This window comes from Streptomyces mashuensis (assembly GCF_014654785.1).
Taxonomy (GTDB): domain Bacteria; phylum Actinomycetota; class Actinomycetes; order Streptomycetales; family Streptomycetaceae; genus Streptomyces; species Streptomyces mashuensis.
On record NZ_BNBD01000010.1, the window covers coordinates 37,143 to 51,839 of the forward strand.

18 protein-coding genes are annotated in these 14,697 nt (G+C 73.0%); 9 read left to right on the top strand and 9 right to left on the bottom strand.

Annotated features, from left to right (window positions below; all coding sequences use genetic code 11):
- Positions 1-38 precede the first annotated feature (38 nt).
- The 5 genes from IE305_RS22355 (at position 39) to IE305_RS22375 (ending at position 3,832) form a co-directional block, all read left to right on the top strand.
- Complete coding sequence (locus tag IE305_RS22355) at positions 39-689, top strand: M15 family metallopeptidase (RefSeq protein WP_190131478.1); 651 nt, start codon at positions 39-41, stop codon at positions 687-689.
- Positions 674-1,027 carry a MazG-like family protein gene (locus IE305_RS22360; RefSeq protein WP_229891358.1) on the top strand — a complete coding sequence of 118 codons (354 nt, stop codon included), beginning with the start codon at positions 674-676 and terminating at the stop codon, positions 1,025-1,027. The genes IE305_RS22355 and IE305_RS22360 overlap by 16 nt, the downstream gene beginning before the upstream one ends.
- Before the next feature lie 102 nt (positions 1,028-1,129).
- Entirely contained in the window at positions 1,130-2,245 is a 1,116-nt protein-coding gene (locus IE305_RS22365; RefSeq protein WP_190131479.1) for an alpha/beta hydrolase, read from the top strand.
- A gap of 20 nt (positions 2,246-2,265) precedes the next feature.
- Positions 2,266-3,363: an RICIN domain-containing protein gene (locus IE305_RS22370; RefSeq protein ID WP_190131480.1), complete on the top strand. Its 1,098-nt coding sequence runs from the start codon at positions 2,266-2,268 to the stop codon at positions 3,361-3,363.
- Between the two features lie 64 nt (positions 3,364-3,427).
- Positions 3,428-3,832 carry a VOC family protein gene (locus tag IE305_RS22375; RefSeq protein ID WP_190131481.1) on the top strand — a complete coding sequence of 135 codons (405 nt, stop codon included), beginning with the start codon at positions 3,428-3,430 and terminating at the stop codon, positions 3,830-3,832.
- Positions 3,833-3,850: 18 nt separating this feature from the next.
- Here IE305_RS22375 and IE305_RS22380 read toward each other — a convergent pair whose 3' ends face one another.
- From IE305_RS22380 to IE305_RS22390, 3 genes are read right to left on the bottom strand one after another with little or no spacing between them, the layout of a single operon-like run.
- Positions 3,851-4,423 carry a hypothetical protein gene (locus IE305_RS22380; RefSeq protein ID WP_190131482.1) on the bottom strand — a complete coding sequence of 191 codons (573 nt, stop codon included), beginning with the start codon at positions 4,421-4,423 and terminating at the stop codon, positions 3,851-3,853.
- Positions 4,420-4,962 carry an RNA polymerase sigma factor gene (locus tag IE305_RS22385; protein ID WP_190131483.1) on the bottom strand — a complete coding sequence of 181 codons (543 nt, stop codon included), beginning with the start codon at positions 4,960-4,962 and terminating at the stop codon, positions 4,420-4,422. Before IE305_RS22385 ends, IE305_RS22380 begins: the two co-directional genes overlap by 4 nt.
- Positions 4,959-5,198 (bottom strand): hypothetical protein, encoded by a 240-nt coding sequence (locus tag IE305_RS22390; protein ID WP_190131484.1) that lies wholly within the window; start codon positions 5,196-5,198, stop codon positions 4,959-4,961. Before IE305_RS22390 ends, IE305_RS22385 begins: the two co-directional genes overlap by 4 nt.
- Positions 5,199-5,360: 162 nt before the next feature.
- Between IE305_RS22390 and IE305_RS22395 the strand changes: the two genes are divergently transcribed.
- The 3 genes from IE305_RS22395 (at position 5,361) to IE305_RS22405 (ending at position 8,639) form a co-directional block, all read left to right on the top strand.
- Positions 5,361-6,356: a CapA family protein gene (locus IE305_RS22395; protein ID WP_229891360.1), complete on the top strand. Its 996-nt coding sequence runs from the start codon at positions 5,361-5,363 to the stop codon at positions 6,354-6,356.
- Between the two features lie 185 nt (positions 6,357-6,541).
- Complete coding sequence (locus IE305_RS22400; RefSeq protein WP_190131485.1) at positions 6,542-7,327, top strand: phosphatase PAP2 family protein; 786 nt, start codon at positions 6,542-6,544, stop codon at positions 7,325-7,327.
- Between the two features lie 124 nt (positions 7,328-7,451).
- Positions 7,452-8,639 (top strand): acyl-CoA dehydrogenase family protein, encoded by a 1,188-nt coding sequence (locus tag IE305_RS22405; protein ID WP_190131486.1) that lies wholly within the window; start codon positions 7,452-7,454, stop codon positions 8,637-8,639.
- 15 nt (positions 8,640-8,654) lie between these two features.
- On the opposite strand, the gene IE305_RS22410 is transcribed toward IE305_RS22405, so the two are convergent.
- The gene (locus IE305_RS22410) at positions 8,655-9,473 is read right to left on the bottom strand and encodes a LysR family transcriptional regulator substrate-binding protein (protein WP_190131487.1); all 819 of its coding nucleotides are present in this window, start codon (positions 9,471-9,473) and stop codon (positions 8,655-8,657) included.
- A gap of 58 nt (positions 9,474-9,531) precedes the next feature.
- On the opposite strand from IE305_RS22410, the gene IE305_RS22415 reads away from it, so the two are divergent.
- The gene (locus IE305_RS22415) at positions 9,532-9,933 is read left to right on the top strand and encodes a DUF5997 family protein (protein ID WP_190131488.1); all 402 of its coding nucleotides are present in this window, start codon (positions 9,532-9,534) and stop codon (positions 9,931-9,933) included.
- Between the two features lie 93 nt (positions 9,934-10,026).
- Here IE305_RS22415 and IE305_RS22420 read toward each other — a convergent pair whose 3' ends face one another.
- The 5 genes from IE305_RS22420 to IE305_RS22440 all read right to left on the bottom strand — a co-directional run bounded on the left by IE305_RS22420 (position 10,027) and on the right by IE305_RS22440 (position 14,655).
- Positions 10,027-11,166 (bottom strand): NADH:flavin oxidoreductase, encoded by a 1,140-nt coding sequence (locus IE305_RS22420; RefSeq protein WP_229891362.1) that lies wholly within the window; start codon positions 11,164-11,166, stop codon positions 10,027-10,029.
- A gap of 126 nt (positions 11,167-11,292) precedes the next feature.
- Positions 11,293-11,769 (bottom strand): DUF3574 domain-containing protein, encoded by a 477-nt coding sequence (locus IE305_RS22425; protein WP_190131489.1) that lies wholly within the window; start codon positions 11,767-11,769, stop codon positions 11,293-11,295.
- A 59-nt stretch (positions 11,770-11,828) separates the two neighbouring features.
- The gene (locus IE305_RS22430; protein WP_190131490.1) at positions 11,829-12,764 is read right to left on the bottom strand and encodes an NsdA family TPR-like regulatory protein; all 936 of its coding nucleotides are present in this window, start codon (positions 12,762-12,764) and stop codon (positions 11,829-11,831) included.
- Positions 12,761-13,981, bottom strand: coding sequence for an MAB_1171c family putative transporter (locus tag IE305_RS22435; protein ID WP_190131491.1), 1,221 nt, complete (start codon positions 13,979-13,981; stop codon positions 12,761-12,763). Before IE305_RS22435 ends, IE305_RS22430 begins: the two co-directional genes overlap by 4 nt.
- Positions 13,978-14,655, bottom strand: a complete 678-nt coding sequence (locus IE305_RS22440) for a hypothetical protein (protein ID WP_190131492.1) — start codon at positions 14,653-14,655, stop codon at positions 13,978-13,980. Before IE305_RS22440 ends, IE305_RS22435 begins: the two co-directional genes overlap by 4 nt.
- Between the last annotated feature and the right edge of the window lie 42 nt (positions 14,656-14,697).

The following is a 14,697-nucleotide window of genomic DNA, read 5'->3' on the forward strand; positions in this document are numbered from 1 at the left end:
CCGTTGAGCAGCGGGGCGGATGGGTGAGGGGGAAGGCCGTGGCGGAGATCGTACTGATGAGTGATCCGCGGGTTGCGGCGATGCCCGTGCGTGAGTGCGGTGAGCGGCTGGTGGACGTGCGGTACAGCCGGGTGCGGGTCGACCCGCGGCGGCAGGACGCCGAGGGGGTGTTCGCCCACGTACGGGAGGGCGTCCTGGAGCGGCTGCTCGCTGCGCAGGCCGCCCTGCCCGACGGGGTGCGGCTGCTGCTGGTGGAGGGTTACCGGCCACCGGCGGTGCAGGAGCGGTACTTCACGCGGTACGCCGAGGAGTTGCGCGCCGCCCACCCGGACTGGTCGCACGACCAGGTGCACCGGGCGGCCGGCCGGTTCGTGGCGCCGCCCGCTGTCGCCCCGCACACCGCGGGGGCGGCCGTCGACATCACCCTCGCCGACCCGGACGGCCGCGAGCTCGACCTCGGCACCAGCGCGAATATCACGCCGGAGCAGAGCGACGGCGCCTGCCACATGGCCGCCAAGAACATCGGTGCCAAGGCCCGCTACCACCGGCGCATCCTCGCCTCGGCACTCACGGAGGCGGGCTTCGTCAACTACCCGGCCAAGTGGTGGCACTGGAGCGTCGGCGACCGCTACTGGTCCCTCATGACCGGCTCCCGGCCGGCGCACTACGGCCCGTGCGCCGCGCCGTGACGGAACTCCCCTGGGAGACGGTGCGGCGTCTCACGGACCGACTGGACGACCTCAGTGCCCTCCCCGTCGATCAGCGTCGCATCCTCCAGATCCTCAAGATCGCCGAAGAAGCCGGGGAAACCGCGCAAGCGGTGATCGGCGCCATGGGCGCCAACCCCCGCAAGGGGTTCTCCCACACCTGGGACAACGTACAGGCCGAGGTGTGCGACGTCATCGTCACGGCCATGGTCGCCCTCCACCGGCTCACCCCGGAGGCCCCGCAGGTGTTCGCCCGGCACCTGGCCGGCGTGGCCGAGCGGCACCTGGACGGGCCCGGGACGGCGACCCCCGCTCCGTAGCCAGGAACGGGCGCCCCCCCCCGCGACAATCCGCGTCAGGTTCCCGAAATTTTTTCTAAAAATCGTCTCAACATGCTCACTTGAACGGGCGAGACTCGCCCCATGTCATCCAGCCCCTCCCGGCTGCCGCCTGCCAGAGCGGTGGTCGCGGTACTGGCGGCCTTGCTCACCACCGCCCTGCTCACCCTGGCCGCACCCGTCACCCCCGCCCACGCCGACCCGGCCGGGGCGCCACCCCCGTTGACCGACGGGTTCGGCCTCACGCAGACCGGGAGCGTCACCGGTACCGCCACCAACTTCGTCGTCACCGTCACGACGCCCGAAGTGAGCGGCGAGCACCGCATTCGCATCCTGCTGCCCCGCGACTACGCGGCCGACCCGAACCGGCGCTACCCCGTCTTCTATTTCCTGCACGGCGCCTCCGACGACCCCGGCAACCCGGGCGTGGCCTATCCCGCCCTCACCGCCACCCAGTCGATGATCACCGTCATACCCGACGGCGGCCGGCGCGGCTGGTACACCAACTGGCTCGACCAGAAGACCGCCGCCGGCGCGCAGAACTGGGAGAACTTCCACATCAAGCAGGTCGTCCCGTTCATCGACGCCAACCTGCGCACCCTCACCGGCCGCACGGCACGCGCCGTCGGCGGCCTGTCCATGGGCGGCTTCGGCGCCCTGCACTACGCCCAGGCCCACCCCGACCTGTTCGGGCAGGTCGCCTCGCTCTCCGGCGCCAACGAGCTGTCGCGCAACCACGCCGTCATGCGTGGCGCCGTCGTGGCCACGCTGACCAACGCCGGCGCGGCGCTCTGCGGCCCCAGCGGCGGCGCCGACTGCGCGCTCAACTTCGGCCCCACCGTGTCCAGCGACGCCATCTTCGGCACACCGTACCCCTTCTTCGACGCCGACTGGCGCTGGAACGCCGCCGACCCCGTCGCCAACGCCGACAAGCTGGCCCGCACCGGCGTCGCGCTCTACGCCGGCAACGGCGGCGGCAACCCGGCCGACATGGAGTTCTGGGTCGAGTCGGCCACCCGGCACGTCAAGGAGCGCCTGGACGCCCTCGGCCTGCCCTCCCACTACGTCAACTACGGCAACGGCACCGGCTGGGGCACCGCCTGCAAGGGCGGCCACACCAGCGGCTGCTGGGCGCAGGACCTCGCCGACTACGTACCGCGGCTGGAAACGGCCTTCGCCACCGCCGTCCCGTCCCCCTGAACCGAGAAAGGAAACGACCCGTGTCGTCCATACCCGCACCCGCTCACCCGCCCAGACGGCGGGCCTCCGCCCTCCGCGCCCTCGTCGTCGCGTTGATGACCTGCGGCATCGCGCTCGGCCTCCTCGCCGCCCCGGGCACCACCGCCCCGGCGTACGCCGACGAGAACTGCAGCGCCAGCGCACCCTTCCAGTGCGTGACGCTCACCTCCGCGAGCAACGGCCGCCACCTCGACGTGCAGAACGGCACCCGCGCCGACGGCGCGTACGTCGTCACCAACTCGGCACCCGGCTACTACCAGTCCTGGCGCCTGAGCGTCGACCCGAAGGACGCCTCCTTCGCGATCATCAACAACACGACGGGCAAGTGCATCGACCTCAGCTGGCCGGCCCTGCGCCAGCAGACCTGCCGCGGCGGGAAGACCCAGAAGTGGTACCTCCAGCCGGCCGGCGGCGCCGCCGACACGTTCATGATCCGGAACGGCAGCGACGGGTCCTGCCTCGACCTGATCGCCAACGCCCAGTACGACGACGCCTGGACCGGCAAGTCCGCCTGCCACGCCGGCGCGAACCAGCAGTGGCGCGTCTCGGCGCCCGGCGCCCGCAACCTGGCCGTCGATCACGCCGCGTACCAGTGCCAGCAGGACAGCTCCACCTGCACCTGGGTGCTGAAGAGCGAGGCGCCCGCCGCCCCGCTGCCCAAGGTCTGCGCCTCGGCGGTCTGGTACAACAACACCAATGACGCCGTGCAGCAGACCTTCGGGGTCACGGAAACCACCGGCTGGGCCAACACCATCGGGTTCAACATGACGACGAGCCTCACCGCCGGCACGATGCCGGGCCTGACGGCGACGATCGCCGAGACCCTCGTCGGCACGCACACCTGGCAGGGCTCCAAGAGCGTCAACAACAGCGTCACCATCCCCGTCCCGCCGAAGCAGTACGGCTGGGTGACGCTGTCCGTGCTGGCCAAGAAGGTGACCGGCACCTGGACGTTCGACGCGCACGGCTTCCCCTGGAAGGCCGAGGACACCGTCACGGTCCCGCTGCGCGACGACCCGAACGGCGGCGCCACGGTGTACGTCGCCAACGCGGCCCCGACGTACACAGCCTGCGTCTGACCGCACATTGCCCCGTACCAGTGCCGCCCGGCGCCCCGCCGGGCGGCACTGGCATGATCACCCCATGTCCCGCCTCGCACTGACCGCCCTGCTCGTCCGCGACTACGACGAAGCCATCACCTTCTACACCGACGCCCTCGGCTTCCGGCTCGTGGAGGACACCCCTCTCGGCACCGGCAAGCGCTGGGTGGTCGTCGCCCCACCGGGCACACAGGAGTCCGGCCTGCTGCTTGCCCGCGCCACCGGCCCCGACGAGGAGGCCCGCGTCGGCGACCAGACCGGCGGCCGCGTCGGCTGGTTCCTGCACACCGACGCGTTCGACCGCGACCACGCCCGCATGCGCGCCGCCGGCGTCGTCTTCGAGGAGGCCCCCCGCCACGAGCCGTACGGCACGGTAGCCGTCTTCCGCGACCTCTACGGCAACCGCTGGGACCTCATCCAGCCGGCCACCGCCGGCCCCCCACACTGACCGCCCCCGGCGGACGGCCTACCGCACCGGCTGCAATACGACGCCGCCGAAGTGCGGCTCGAAGAGCCGTGGGGCCTGGGCCATGAGTCGTTCCAGGATGCCCATCACCTCCGTGACGGCCTCCGGGGTGGCGGCGAGGCTGGCGGGCGCGTCCGAGGGCGCGGGCGTCAGCCGGCGGTGTGCGGGACGTAACCGGCTGCGGATGGCCCGCAGGAGCCCGAGGACCTCCTCCAGGGCCAGCCGTCTCTCTCCGACGCCGGTCACCAGCTGGTGAACGTCCTCGATGGCCGTCTTGGCGTTGCTGCGTATCCGACGTGGCACGTCTCGGTCGGCCACGATGGCTGTCAGCCGGACATGTACTTCGGCGAGTTGCAGGATGAACGAGAGCACCCCGGTGGCGGCGGGTTCCCGTAGGAGGCTGTCCTGCTCTTCGCGTTTCCGGGCGTCCTCCTCGTCCTCGGGCACCGTCACGCCCCGGAAGATCGCAGCCCGGCCGGCGTCGAGGTCGGCCGCGGCCGTCAAGGCGTTGAGGATGCCCCGGTCGGCGTCGGCAAGGGCCAGGTCGAGGAGGGCGTCGTCGGTCGGGTTCATGAGGCTTCTCCCAGCAGCCGGGCCTTCAGGGCGGTGCGGGCCCGCACGTACGCCTGTCGTACCGCCGCAGCGGTCATGCCCAGTTCCCGCGCGATCTCCTCGTGGGAGAAACCGTCGAGGCGCCAGGCCATGACCAACCGTTGTCGCTCCGAGAGTGCCGCGAGGGCTGCGAGGACCCGCTGTTCCTCTTCTTTCAGCACGACCTGCCCGAGTGGGCCGGTACTGGTGCTCGGTCGTTCCGGGAGCACGCCGGTGGAAAGGTCGTGGTGGCAGGCCACCTGCTTGAGATGCATCCGATGGGAAACCGTCCGCAGCCATGCCCGAGGACGCTCGATCAGTCCCCAGCACCTGAACGCCTCCACGAACGCCGCCTGCGCCGCATCGGCGGCTTCGTGCGCGTCGAGACCCTGGCGCATCAAGAACCGGACGATCAAGGGGTAGTTCTCCGCGTAGAACTCCGCGAACTGCGACCGCGTGGCGCTGCCCGCAGGGCCGGCGGCTCTGGCGCCTGCCTGCCGCAGAATCACATGATCGCTCACGACCACCCCCCGGACGGCGCCCGGCCGCCGACCTCGATGAGCACTTCGTCCCCCGCCGTGCGCCGCTGCCGGAGTCTGCTGCCCGGTGGCAACTCCCGCAGCCGGTCGTTCAGTCCCTCTTCCTGCAACTGGGTCAGCCGTATGGTGATGCGCCCGCGCAACCACATGTACACGAGACGCGTACCACCTGTGATGAGTGCCGCTCCCAAGGCGTAGATCACGACCACCGGGTCCACGGGCCCTCCGAAGTCAGTCTGCTGCGCCCCTCGCGCCGCATCTCTTCTGTAGTGCGCCGGGGACAGTCATGCGTGACGCCGGGCAGGTGTGAGGTGGGTCACGTCCCGGGGCTACGCTGCACATAGGGCACCCGTACGTGCAGCACAGAGGTGGTGGTCCGGGTGGTGGACGTCACCGTGGCGTTGGCCGGGGACACCATGCTCGGGCGGTGCGTGGCCGAGCGGCTGGAGGCGGCGCCCGAGGCCGGGACCGTGCTGGCGCCCGAGCTGTGCGAGGTCGTGGGCGCCGCCGACCTGTGCGTGCTCAATCTCGAGTGCTGTGTCTCCGGGCGCGGTGAGCCCTGGGCCGCGCCCGGTAAGCCCTTCTTCTTCCGTGCCCCGCCGGCCGCCGCCGACGTGCTCGCCGAGCTCGGCGTCGACTGCGTGACGCTCGCCAACAACCACGCCCTCGACTACGGCTACGACGCCCTCGCCGACACCGGTGCCCTCCTCGCCCGCGCCGGCGTCCGCACCGTCGGCGCCGGGCCCGACGTGACCGCCGCCCGGGCGTACGCCGTGCTGGAGGCCCGCGGGCTCCGGCTGGCCGTGGTCGGCGTCACCGACCACCCCGACGACTTCGCCGCCGGCCCCGCCCGGCCCGGCGTCGCCTACGCCGACCTGCGCACCGGCGTCCCCGACTGGCTCACCGGTCTCATCGCGCAGGCGGCCCAGGAGGCCGACGCCGTGCTGGTCACCCCCCACTGGGGCCCCAACATGACCACCCGCCCCCCGCACTGGGTACGCGCCGCCGCGCCCGTGCTGCTACGCGCCGGGGCCACCCTCGTCGCCGGGCACTCGGCCCACGTCTTCCACGGCGTCGCCGAGCGTGTGATCCACGACATGGGCGACTTCGTCGACGACTACGCCGTCGACCCCCGCCTCCGCAACGACCTGGGGCTCCTCTTCCTCGTGACCTTCGAGGCCCCCGACGGCACCCCCGTCCGTCCCGTCCGCGTCGAGGCGATCCCCCTCCTCCTCGACTTCTGCCGTACCGTTCCCGCCGAGGGCGCCGAGCGCGAGTGGATCAAGGCGCGGTTCCGCCGCGCCTGCGAGGAGCTCGGCACCACCGTGTCCGACCACGACGGCCGGCTCCGCATCGACTGGCCCGCCACGACGTGAGAACGATCACGTGGCCGCCGCAGCCGGGCAACCGTGGGGGCCGGGTCCGGCGTCCGGCCAGGTGCACCTCGCGGCGCGTGTAGTTTTTCCTGTACCGCGTACGTGCCGCACCGGGGTCCCGGTGCGCACGCACGCGACGTACTCGTCATGCGACGCCCCACGACGACCTGAAGGACGCCCCGCCCATGCCCTACGTGCGCCACTGGTTGCGCAACTCGGTCCTGCTCTTCGCGACCGCCATCGTGCTCGGGCTGATCGCCGCACACACCCAGCTGATCCAGCCGCACGACCTGGATCTGGACCGGACGATCCAGACGAACACCCGCACCGGCTGGCTGAACACCACCATGAAGCTGGTCAGCTACTGCGCCTCGCCGGTCGCCGGCGTGATCATCCTCGCGGTCTGGTGCGGCTGGCTGCTCTTCCTGCGGCGCCGGCCCATCACGGCCTGCGCCACCTTCCTCGTGGTCGCCGTGGGCTGGAACAGCACCCAGATCGCCAAGGCCATCGTGGCCCGCAACCGGCCGCCCCGGGAGTTCTCCCTCGACCCCGAGATCGGCTCCAACAGCTTCCCCAGCGGCCACACCGCCTTCACCGTGGCCGTCGCCGTCGCCGTGTACTTCCTCTTCCGCAACTCGCGGCACCGCCGCACCGTCGCCGTCCTCGGCGTCCTCGCGGTGCTGCTCGTGGCCTTCTCCCGGATGTACATCGGCGCGCACTACCCGACCGACACCTTCGGCTCCGTCCTCGTCGCCGGCTCCGCGATCTTCTTCGTGACCGGCGTGTGGCACGCCTGGCTGCTCCCCAACCTCGACCGGCTGCCGCTGCTGCACCGCTTCGGCCTGGAAGAGGAGCGCGCCGAGCTGGAGGCCGCCCAGGGCCACGGCTACGGCGCCCCCGTGCCCGGCCCCGGCCGGCGCCGGACGGGCGCGGCCCCGGCCTCCGGCGGAGGCCGGCACCGGCGCCGCTAGAGACGGCTGAGAGCGAGAAGGCGGGCCCCGCGGGGCCCGCCTTCTGCCTTTCTCTGCCTTCCCCTCTTCTGCAACGCGTTCTACCGTGTGCGCCGCAGCCCCGCCGCCGGCCCAGGGAGGCCCCGTGGACCTGACGTACACGCCCGAGCAGCAACGGTTGCGGGACCGGCTGCGCGCCTACTTCGCCGAGGTCGTCCCCGACGACGCGTACGCGCGCCACGCCGACCCCGCCGAGCGCAAGCGCTTCTACCGCGCGACGATCCGCCGCCTCGGCCAGGACGGCATGCTGGGCCTGGGCTGGCCCGCCGAATACGGCGGCGGCGGACTCGGCCCCGCTGAACAGTTCGTCTTCTTCGACGAGGCCGCCCAGGCCGGCGTGCCCCTGCCGCTCATGGCCCTGAACACCGTCGGCCCGACCCTGATGCGCTACGGCACGGACGAGCAGAAGGCCTACTTCCTGCCTCGCATCCTCTCCGGCGAGATCGACTTCGCCATCGGCTACAGCGAGCCCGGCGCCGGCACCGACCTGGCCTCGCTCACCACCCGCGCGGTGCGCGAGGGCGACCACTACCGGGTCGACGGGCAGAAGATCTGGACCACCAACGGCGACACCGCCGACTGGGTCTGGCTCGCCGTGCGCACCACACCCCGCCAGGAGGGCATACCGCCGCACAAGGGCATCAGCATCCTCCTCGTCCCCACCAGCGCCCCCGGCTACTCCTGCACCCTCATCCACACCATCGCCTCGCACGACACCACGGCCGGCTACTACGACGGCGTACGGGTGCCCGTCGGCCACCGCGTCGGCCCGGAGAACGGGGGCTGGCGGCTGATCACCACCCAGCTCAACCACGAACGCGTCACCCTGGCCGCCCACGGCACCGCGGCCGTCCGCTCCCTGCGCGACGTACGCGCCTGGGCGGCGGCCACCGCCCTGCCCGACGGGCGCCGCGTCCTCGACCTGGGCTGGGTCCGCGGCCTGCTGGCCCGTACGCACGTGCGACTGGAGGCCATGCGGCTGCTGAACTGGCGCATGGTCGACGCACTGTGCCGCGACGCGCTCACCCCGCAGGACGCCTCGGCCGTGAAGGTGTACGGCTCGGAGGCCCGCCGCGACGCCTACGCCTGGCTGATGGAGGTGCTCGCCGCGGCGGGTCCCCTGAAGGAGGGATCCGCGGGCGCCGCCCTGCACGGCGAGCTCGAACGCGGCTACCGCAGCGCCGTGGTCTTCACCTTCGGCGGCGGCAACAACGAGATCCAGCGCGAGATCATCGCCTGGACGGGCCTGGGCATGCCCCGCGTCCGCAGGTGAGCAGCCCCGGCGGGGTCACGAACGGCGGCGGGGCTTCCCGCTCCCGCGCCGGGCGGCCGCACCGGACCCGGCCCGGGCTCCCTTGCCGGCGGATCCCTTGCCGCCGGTCCTGCCTCCGGACCCGGCCTTGCTGCCGGCCTTGGCCCCGCTCTTGGCCCCCGTCCCCGCCCTGGTCCCGGCCTTGCGGCCCGCGGGCTGCTCCGCCGCCTCCGTACGACGGCCCCGGCTGCTGTTGACCGTACGGCCGCGGACGATGCCGATGAAGTCCTCCACCTGGTCGGTGGTGCGCTCCTCGGGCCACGACAGCGCGACGCGCGACTGCGGCACGCCGGTGACCGGCCGGTAGGTGAGGTCCTTGCGGTGGTGCAGGCGGGCCAGCGACTGCGGCACGAACAGCACGCCCACCCCGGCCGCCACCAGCTCGATCGCGTCGGCCGTCGTGGCGGGCCGCTCGAACGCGGGCCGGCCCGGCGGCTGCTCCCAGTCGAGGGTGTCGTCGAGGGGGTGGAAGACGATCTCGTCGGCCAGGTCCTCGGCCGCCACCTCGTCGAACGCCGCCGCCAGGTGGTCCTTGGGCACCACGACGACCGTCGTCTCGGTGTACAGCGGGATCGCGCTGAGCTCCGCCCGGTCGCACGGCAGCCGCAGGAACCCCGCGTCGGCCTCGCCGCGCCGCAGCGCGCCCGGCGCCTCGGCGGCGGTCACCTGGACGAGCTCCAGCGGGATGTGGGGCAGGCGCTCCTGCCAGATCCGCACCCACTTCGCGGGCGTCACGCCCGGAACGTAGGCGAGCCTGAACGAAGAGGGCGAAGAGGGTGCTTCCGAGCCTGTCACCCGGCCAGGTTACCGGGCGTGGTCAAACCGGGCACACACGCTCGATATCCTTGACGGCATGACGTCGCACAAGAACGCCCAGACCATGAAGCCCGCGACCGCGGCGAAGAAGCTGGGTGTGTACCTCGAGGCCACCCCCGCCGAGTTCCGTGAGGGTGCCGTCTCCCGCGACGAGCTCAACGCCCTGCAGGCCGACCCGCCGGAGTGGCTGCGCGAGCTGCGCCGCAACGGCCCGCACCCCCGCCCCGTCGTCGCGGCGAAGCTCGGCGTGTCCATCTCGGGCCTGGCCCGCGGCGGCATCACCGAGGCGCTCACCACCGAGCAGATCGAGGCCCTGAAGCAGGAGGAGCCGGAGTGGCTGCGCAAGGAGCGCGCCACCCAGGCCGAGGTGCGGAAGGAAGCCGCGCGCATCAAGGAGAAGCACGCCGCCGGCGGCGACGAGCCGCAGCCGCGTTCCTGACCGCCCCGCACCATTCGTACGGGCCGGCCCCCGGCACCCCGGGGCCGGCCCGTTTCCGTTCCGCAGCCCGCGCCTCGGACCGGAGCCCGCGCCTCAGACCAGTGTCGTGAGCTGCGACACGTCGTACGGAAGCGCCCCGTCCAGCTCGTCCGCGAGCGCCTTGGCGGCCCACTCCGGGTCGGCGACGAGCGCGCGCCCCACCGCCACCAGGTCGAACTCGTCGCGCTCCAGACGGTCCAGGAGCAGGTCGATGCCGGTGACACCGGACTGCGGGGCACGCCCCTCCGGGCCGGTGAACTCCTTGTCCAGGCCCACCGAGCCGACCGTGATCGACGGCAGGCCCGTCAGCTTCTTCGTCCAGCCCGCCAGATTCAGGTCGCTGCCCTCGAACTCCGGCAGCCAGTAGCGGCGCGTCGAGGCGTGGAAGGCGGTCACACCCGCCTCCGCGAGCGGCCGGAGCAGCTGCTCCAGCTCCTCCGGCGTCCCGGCGATCCGGGCGTCGTAGTGCTCGCTCTTCCACTGCGACAGCCGGAACACGACGGGGAAGTCCGGCGCCACGGCGGCGCGCACCGCCGCCACGATCTCGGTGGCGAACCGGGCCCGGGAGGCCACGTCGCCGCCGTACGCGTCGGTGCGCCGGTTGGTCACGGACCACAGGAACGAGTCGATCAGGTAGCCGTGGGCGCCGTGCAGCTCGACCCCGTCGAAGCCCAGCCGCTCGGCGTCCGCGGCGGCCTGCGCGAACGCCGCGACGACGGCGTCGATGTCGGCGGCCGTCATGGCCCGGCCGTGCGGCTTTCCGTTCAGGTCGACACCCGACGGGCCCTCCGCCGGCACGCCCTCGGGCAGGCTGCCGTCGGGCCGCGCCACACCGGTGTGCCACAGCTGCGGCATGATCCGGCCGCCCGCCGCGTGCACCCGCTCGGCCACCCGAGCCCAGCCCGCGAGGGCCTCCTCGCCGTGGAAGGAGGGCACGCCGTCGTACGCGGCGGCCGCGTCCCGGCCCACGTACGTGCCCTCGGTGATGATCAGCCCGACGCCGCCGGCCGCGCGCCGCGCGTAGTACGCCGCGACGTCCTCGCCGGGTATTCCGCCCGGCGAGAAGCAGCGGGTCATGGGCGCCATCGCGATCCGGTTGCGTACGGTCACGCCGCCGAGGGAGAAGGGGCGGCCGAGCAGACGGGCGGCCCGCGAGGGGGTGCGCTCGTCCAGGGGTGCCGGCATCGTCGTCATGGGGTGTCCGTTCCTTGCATCATGGGGTGGGGTACCACCTCCCACCAACCACAGGGCACCGCCCCGTATTTCACGTCCGTCCCGTGCGTCGCGCCGTCAGAAGCCGTCAGAAGCCGTCAGAAGCCGTCAGAAGTCGGCCCGCACCTCCACGTCCGCGCGGCCCACCGACTCCAGCTCGTACAGGCGCGTGTAGGTGCTCCGGATCTCCTCGATGTCCGCGGACCGCTGCTGCGCCTCCGCGCGCGGGTAGAGGACGATCAGCTCGTGCGAGCGCTCCTGGTTGATCGAGCCCTGCCGGTCGCGCCACTGGCCGTTGCCGGTGAGGAAGGTGAAGCCGGAGGGGAAGCGGGGCGTGACGTACGTCTGGAGGAAGTCGCGGAACTGGTCGTCGGTGATCGGCGGCGCGCCGTTGTGCCGGCCCGTGCCGAAGAACAGGTGGGTCTCCATGAACGGCTGGGCCGCCTTGGGTTCGGAGGCGTGGGCCGCCACGGGCCCGACGGCCCCGGCGAACACGGCACCCGCGAAGGGCGCCCCGACGGCGTAGACGGCCGCGAGTGCGATCGAGGCGAGGACCAACGGACGCCGTCCGCGGAACAGAGCCATGGCAACACAGTCCTTCGGGTGAAAGTTCCTCGTAGGGAGAGGGGAACGGAAAAGGGGGATCAGAGGCGCCGGGACGGGGGCCCCGCGCCCAGCAGCCGTGCGAGGTCGCGTGCCGCGTCCCGTACGTCGCCGGCCGGGCCACGGGCCAGGGCCGCCGCACCGGCCGTCCGGCGCAGGGAGTTCAGGGCGCGGACGGAGCCGATGCCGGCGAGGTGGGGCGCGAGGGCGCCCATCAGGGCGGCGGCCTCGTCGTGCGCGCCGGAGCGGACGAGGACGTCCAGCAGCTCGGCGGTGAACAGCGAACGGTAGGCGGGCCCCTGCCCGGAGCCGGTCGCGGCGTGCAGGAGGCCGGAGGCCCGGTCGAGGTCGCCCAGGCGCGCGAGCACCATGCCGTGGTGGCCGGTCAGCTCGTCCTCGTCGATCCACCAGGCCCAGGGCGGGTCGCGGTCGGAGGGGCCGTCGAGGAAGAGGCTCCGGGCGCGGGCGAGGGCCCGTAGCGCCTCCGCCCGGTGGCCGGCGTCGGCGAGGGCGTGGGCCTGGCGGATACGGAAGACGGCCTCGACGCGCGGGGTGAGGCCCCCGGCGTCGGTGACCGCCGTGGCCGTGCGGTAGGAGGCGGCGGAGTCGCCCAGGTGCGCCTGCTGCATGGTGAGGTTGGCGACGACGAGCCGGGCGAGGGAGCGGTCCCCGGCGTGCCGGGCGAGGGCGAGCGCCTGCCGGTTGAGGCGTAGGGCCCGGTCGTGCCGTTCGGCGTCGAAGAGGATCCAGCCCGCGACCTCCAGCAGCTCCGCGAGGGCGGACAGGGCCGCCGCGTCCGGGGCCCGGTGCCGGTGGGCGGCCCGCCAGCCTGCCCTGGCACGGGCCACGGCCGCGGCGGCGGGTGCGGCCGCGGCACCGGCGCCCTGCACCCGGTCGAGGTCCAACAGCGCGCCGGTCGCGGCGCGCAGACCGGCGGCGCCACCGGCCGCGGGATCCGGGTGCGGTGGCTGCGTCACGGCCGGCCCCCGCCGGCGACGGGCTCGGCGGGCCGCTGCCGTGCCTCGTCCGCCGTGATCCGGGCGAAGGCCGTGGCCACTGCCGTCAGCCAGGAGATCTCCTTGGCGATGTCGCCCTGCGGCGGTGCGGGGAGGCGTACGTCGGCGGGGTCGCCGACCGGCGGCACGCCGTCCCGCTTGCGGGAGCACAGCGCGCGGTGCAGCAGCAGGGCCTCGCGGACGGCCGGGGCGCGGTCCCGGCCGTCGTCGCCCGGGCCGCCGGGGGAGGGAAAGTAGGGGCGCAGGGCGAGTTGGCCGTCGCGGATCTCGATGACGCGGCGGTAGAGGCGGTACTCCAGGTCGCGCGGCGGCAGCCAGTCGAGGCGCTCGCGGCGCGGCTCGTCGAGGGCGATGTCGGGCGTGGCCCGGTACAGGGGCCACCACAGCGGGCGCAGCCGCAGGTACGACTGGTAGTTGACGACCCAGCGGGTGAGAGCCGGGAGGCGGTGCCCCCACGACGGCACGGTCCAGCCGAAGATCTGGAGCAGCGACCCGAGGTCGCCGGCCAGCCAGTACGCGTACTCCCAGTGGGACATGTCGAAGCCGAGGTGGGTGCCGGCGATCTCGATGTAGCGGATGGAGCAGTAGAGCAGGATCAGCGCGGCGCCGGCGGTGACGGACCACATGCCCACGCGCAGCCAGCCGCACGGCGAGAAGTGCGCGTACCGGTACGACAGCCGGACCGTCGCCACCTGGCCGACCGCGCAGATGCCCAGGTAGAAGCAGAGGTAGACGGCGTAGCGGGGGTTGTGCATGTTCAGCAGGAGCGTTTCCTCGGCGGACGTCACCCTGCGCGGGGGAGCGATGAGGAAGAAGAAGGCGAGGAGGACGGCGAGGGCCGCGGCGAAGCCGAGGATCCGCCGGCCCGCGCGGGGGCCGCTCTCCCCGGGCGCGTGCGACCAGTGGATGAGGACCACCTGCTGGGCGGCCGTCAGGACGACCACCGCGCCCTGGGTGATGACGGTGGTGACGTTGGGGAAGTCGAGGAACTCCGCGACGTCGTCCCGGATCTGGTTGAGGTCGATGAGGAAGCTGACCGCCGAGCCGAGGAAGTACGTGCACAGGGCGTACAGCGCCGGGTCGCGGGGCTGCCGGGCGAGCGCCGGTAACTTGTAGAGGAAGGCCGTGAGCCCTGCGGCGGCGCAGAGGTAGGCGAGGATGTCGTAGAGCGTGTTCACGGGTGGGCCGGTCCGTCCTGCGCGGGGTCGTCCTGGGGATCTGTGCCTGCGTCCGCGGGGTGTGGCGGTCCGCCGTGCCGCAGGGGCGCCGGCGCCGGGCCGGCACAGCCGTCCGCACCAGCGGGCGCGGGCCGGCCGGTGCCGATGACGCTCTCGATGCGGGCGAGCACGCCCGCCACCTCCGGCGGCGCCTGGGGGAGCACCTGGGGGCTCCAGCTGGTGCGGGTGAGGATGAGGGAGGCCATCGTCTCCGCCTCGCGCTCGTCCGCGTCCGAGTACCCCGAGCGCTGGAGCACCCGGCGGACCACCTCCGGGTCCAGCTCCGTGAAGAGCCCGGCCGACGTGGAATCGCCCAGCACCATGCCCTGCGCGTGGCCGCACAGGATGTGCGAGAACTCGTGGGCGATGATGTGCTCCTGGTGCGCCCGGCTGGTGTCGGACTCGTACGCGATGACGTCGATCGTGTCGGTGCCGATCCACAGGCCGTAGAGGGTCGGGTTCCGCAAGGCCACGGGGGCCAGGTAGATGGGGCGGCCGCGCTGCTCGCTCAACCGCCGGCGCACGACCGAGAGGTCCGAACCGACGGGAATGTCCAGACCGGCCAGCAACTCCTCGCACCTGCGCCGCAGCCGTTTCAGCTCGGTACGCCGGGTCCGTCCCGCCCACGAAACCACAGCACAGCACTCCTTCCCGCGGCCTCCATGCCCGGAACAACA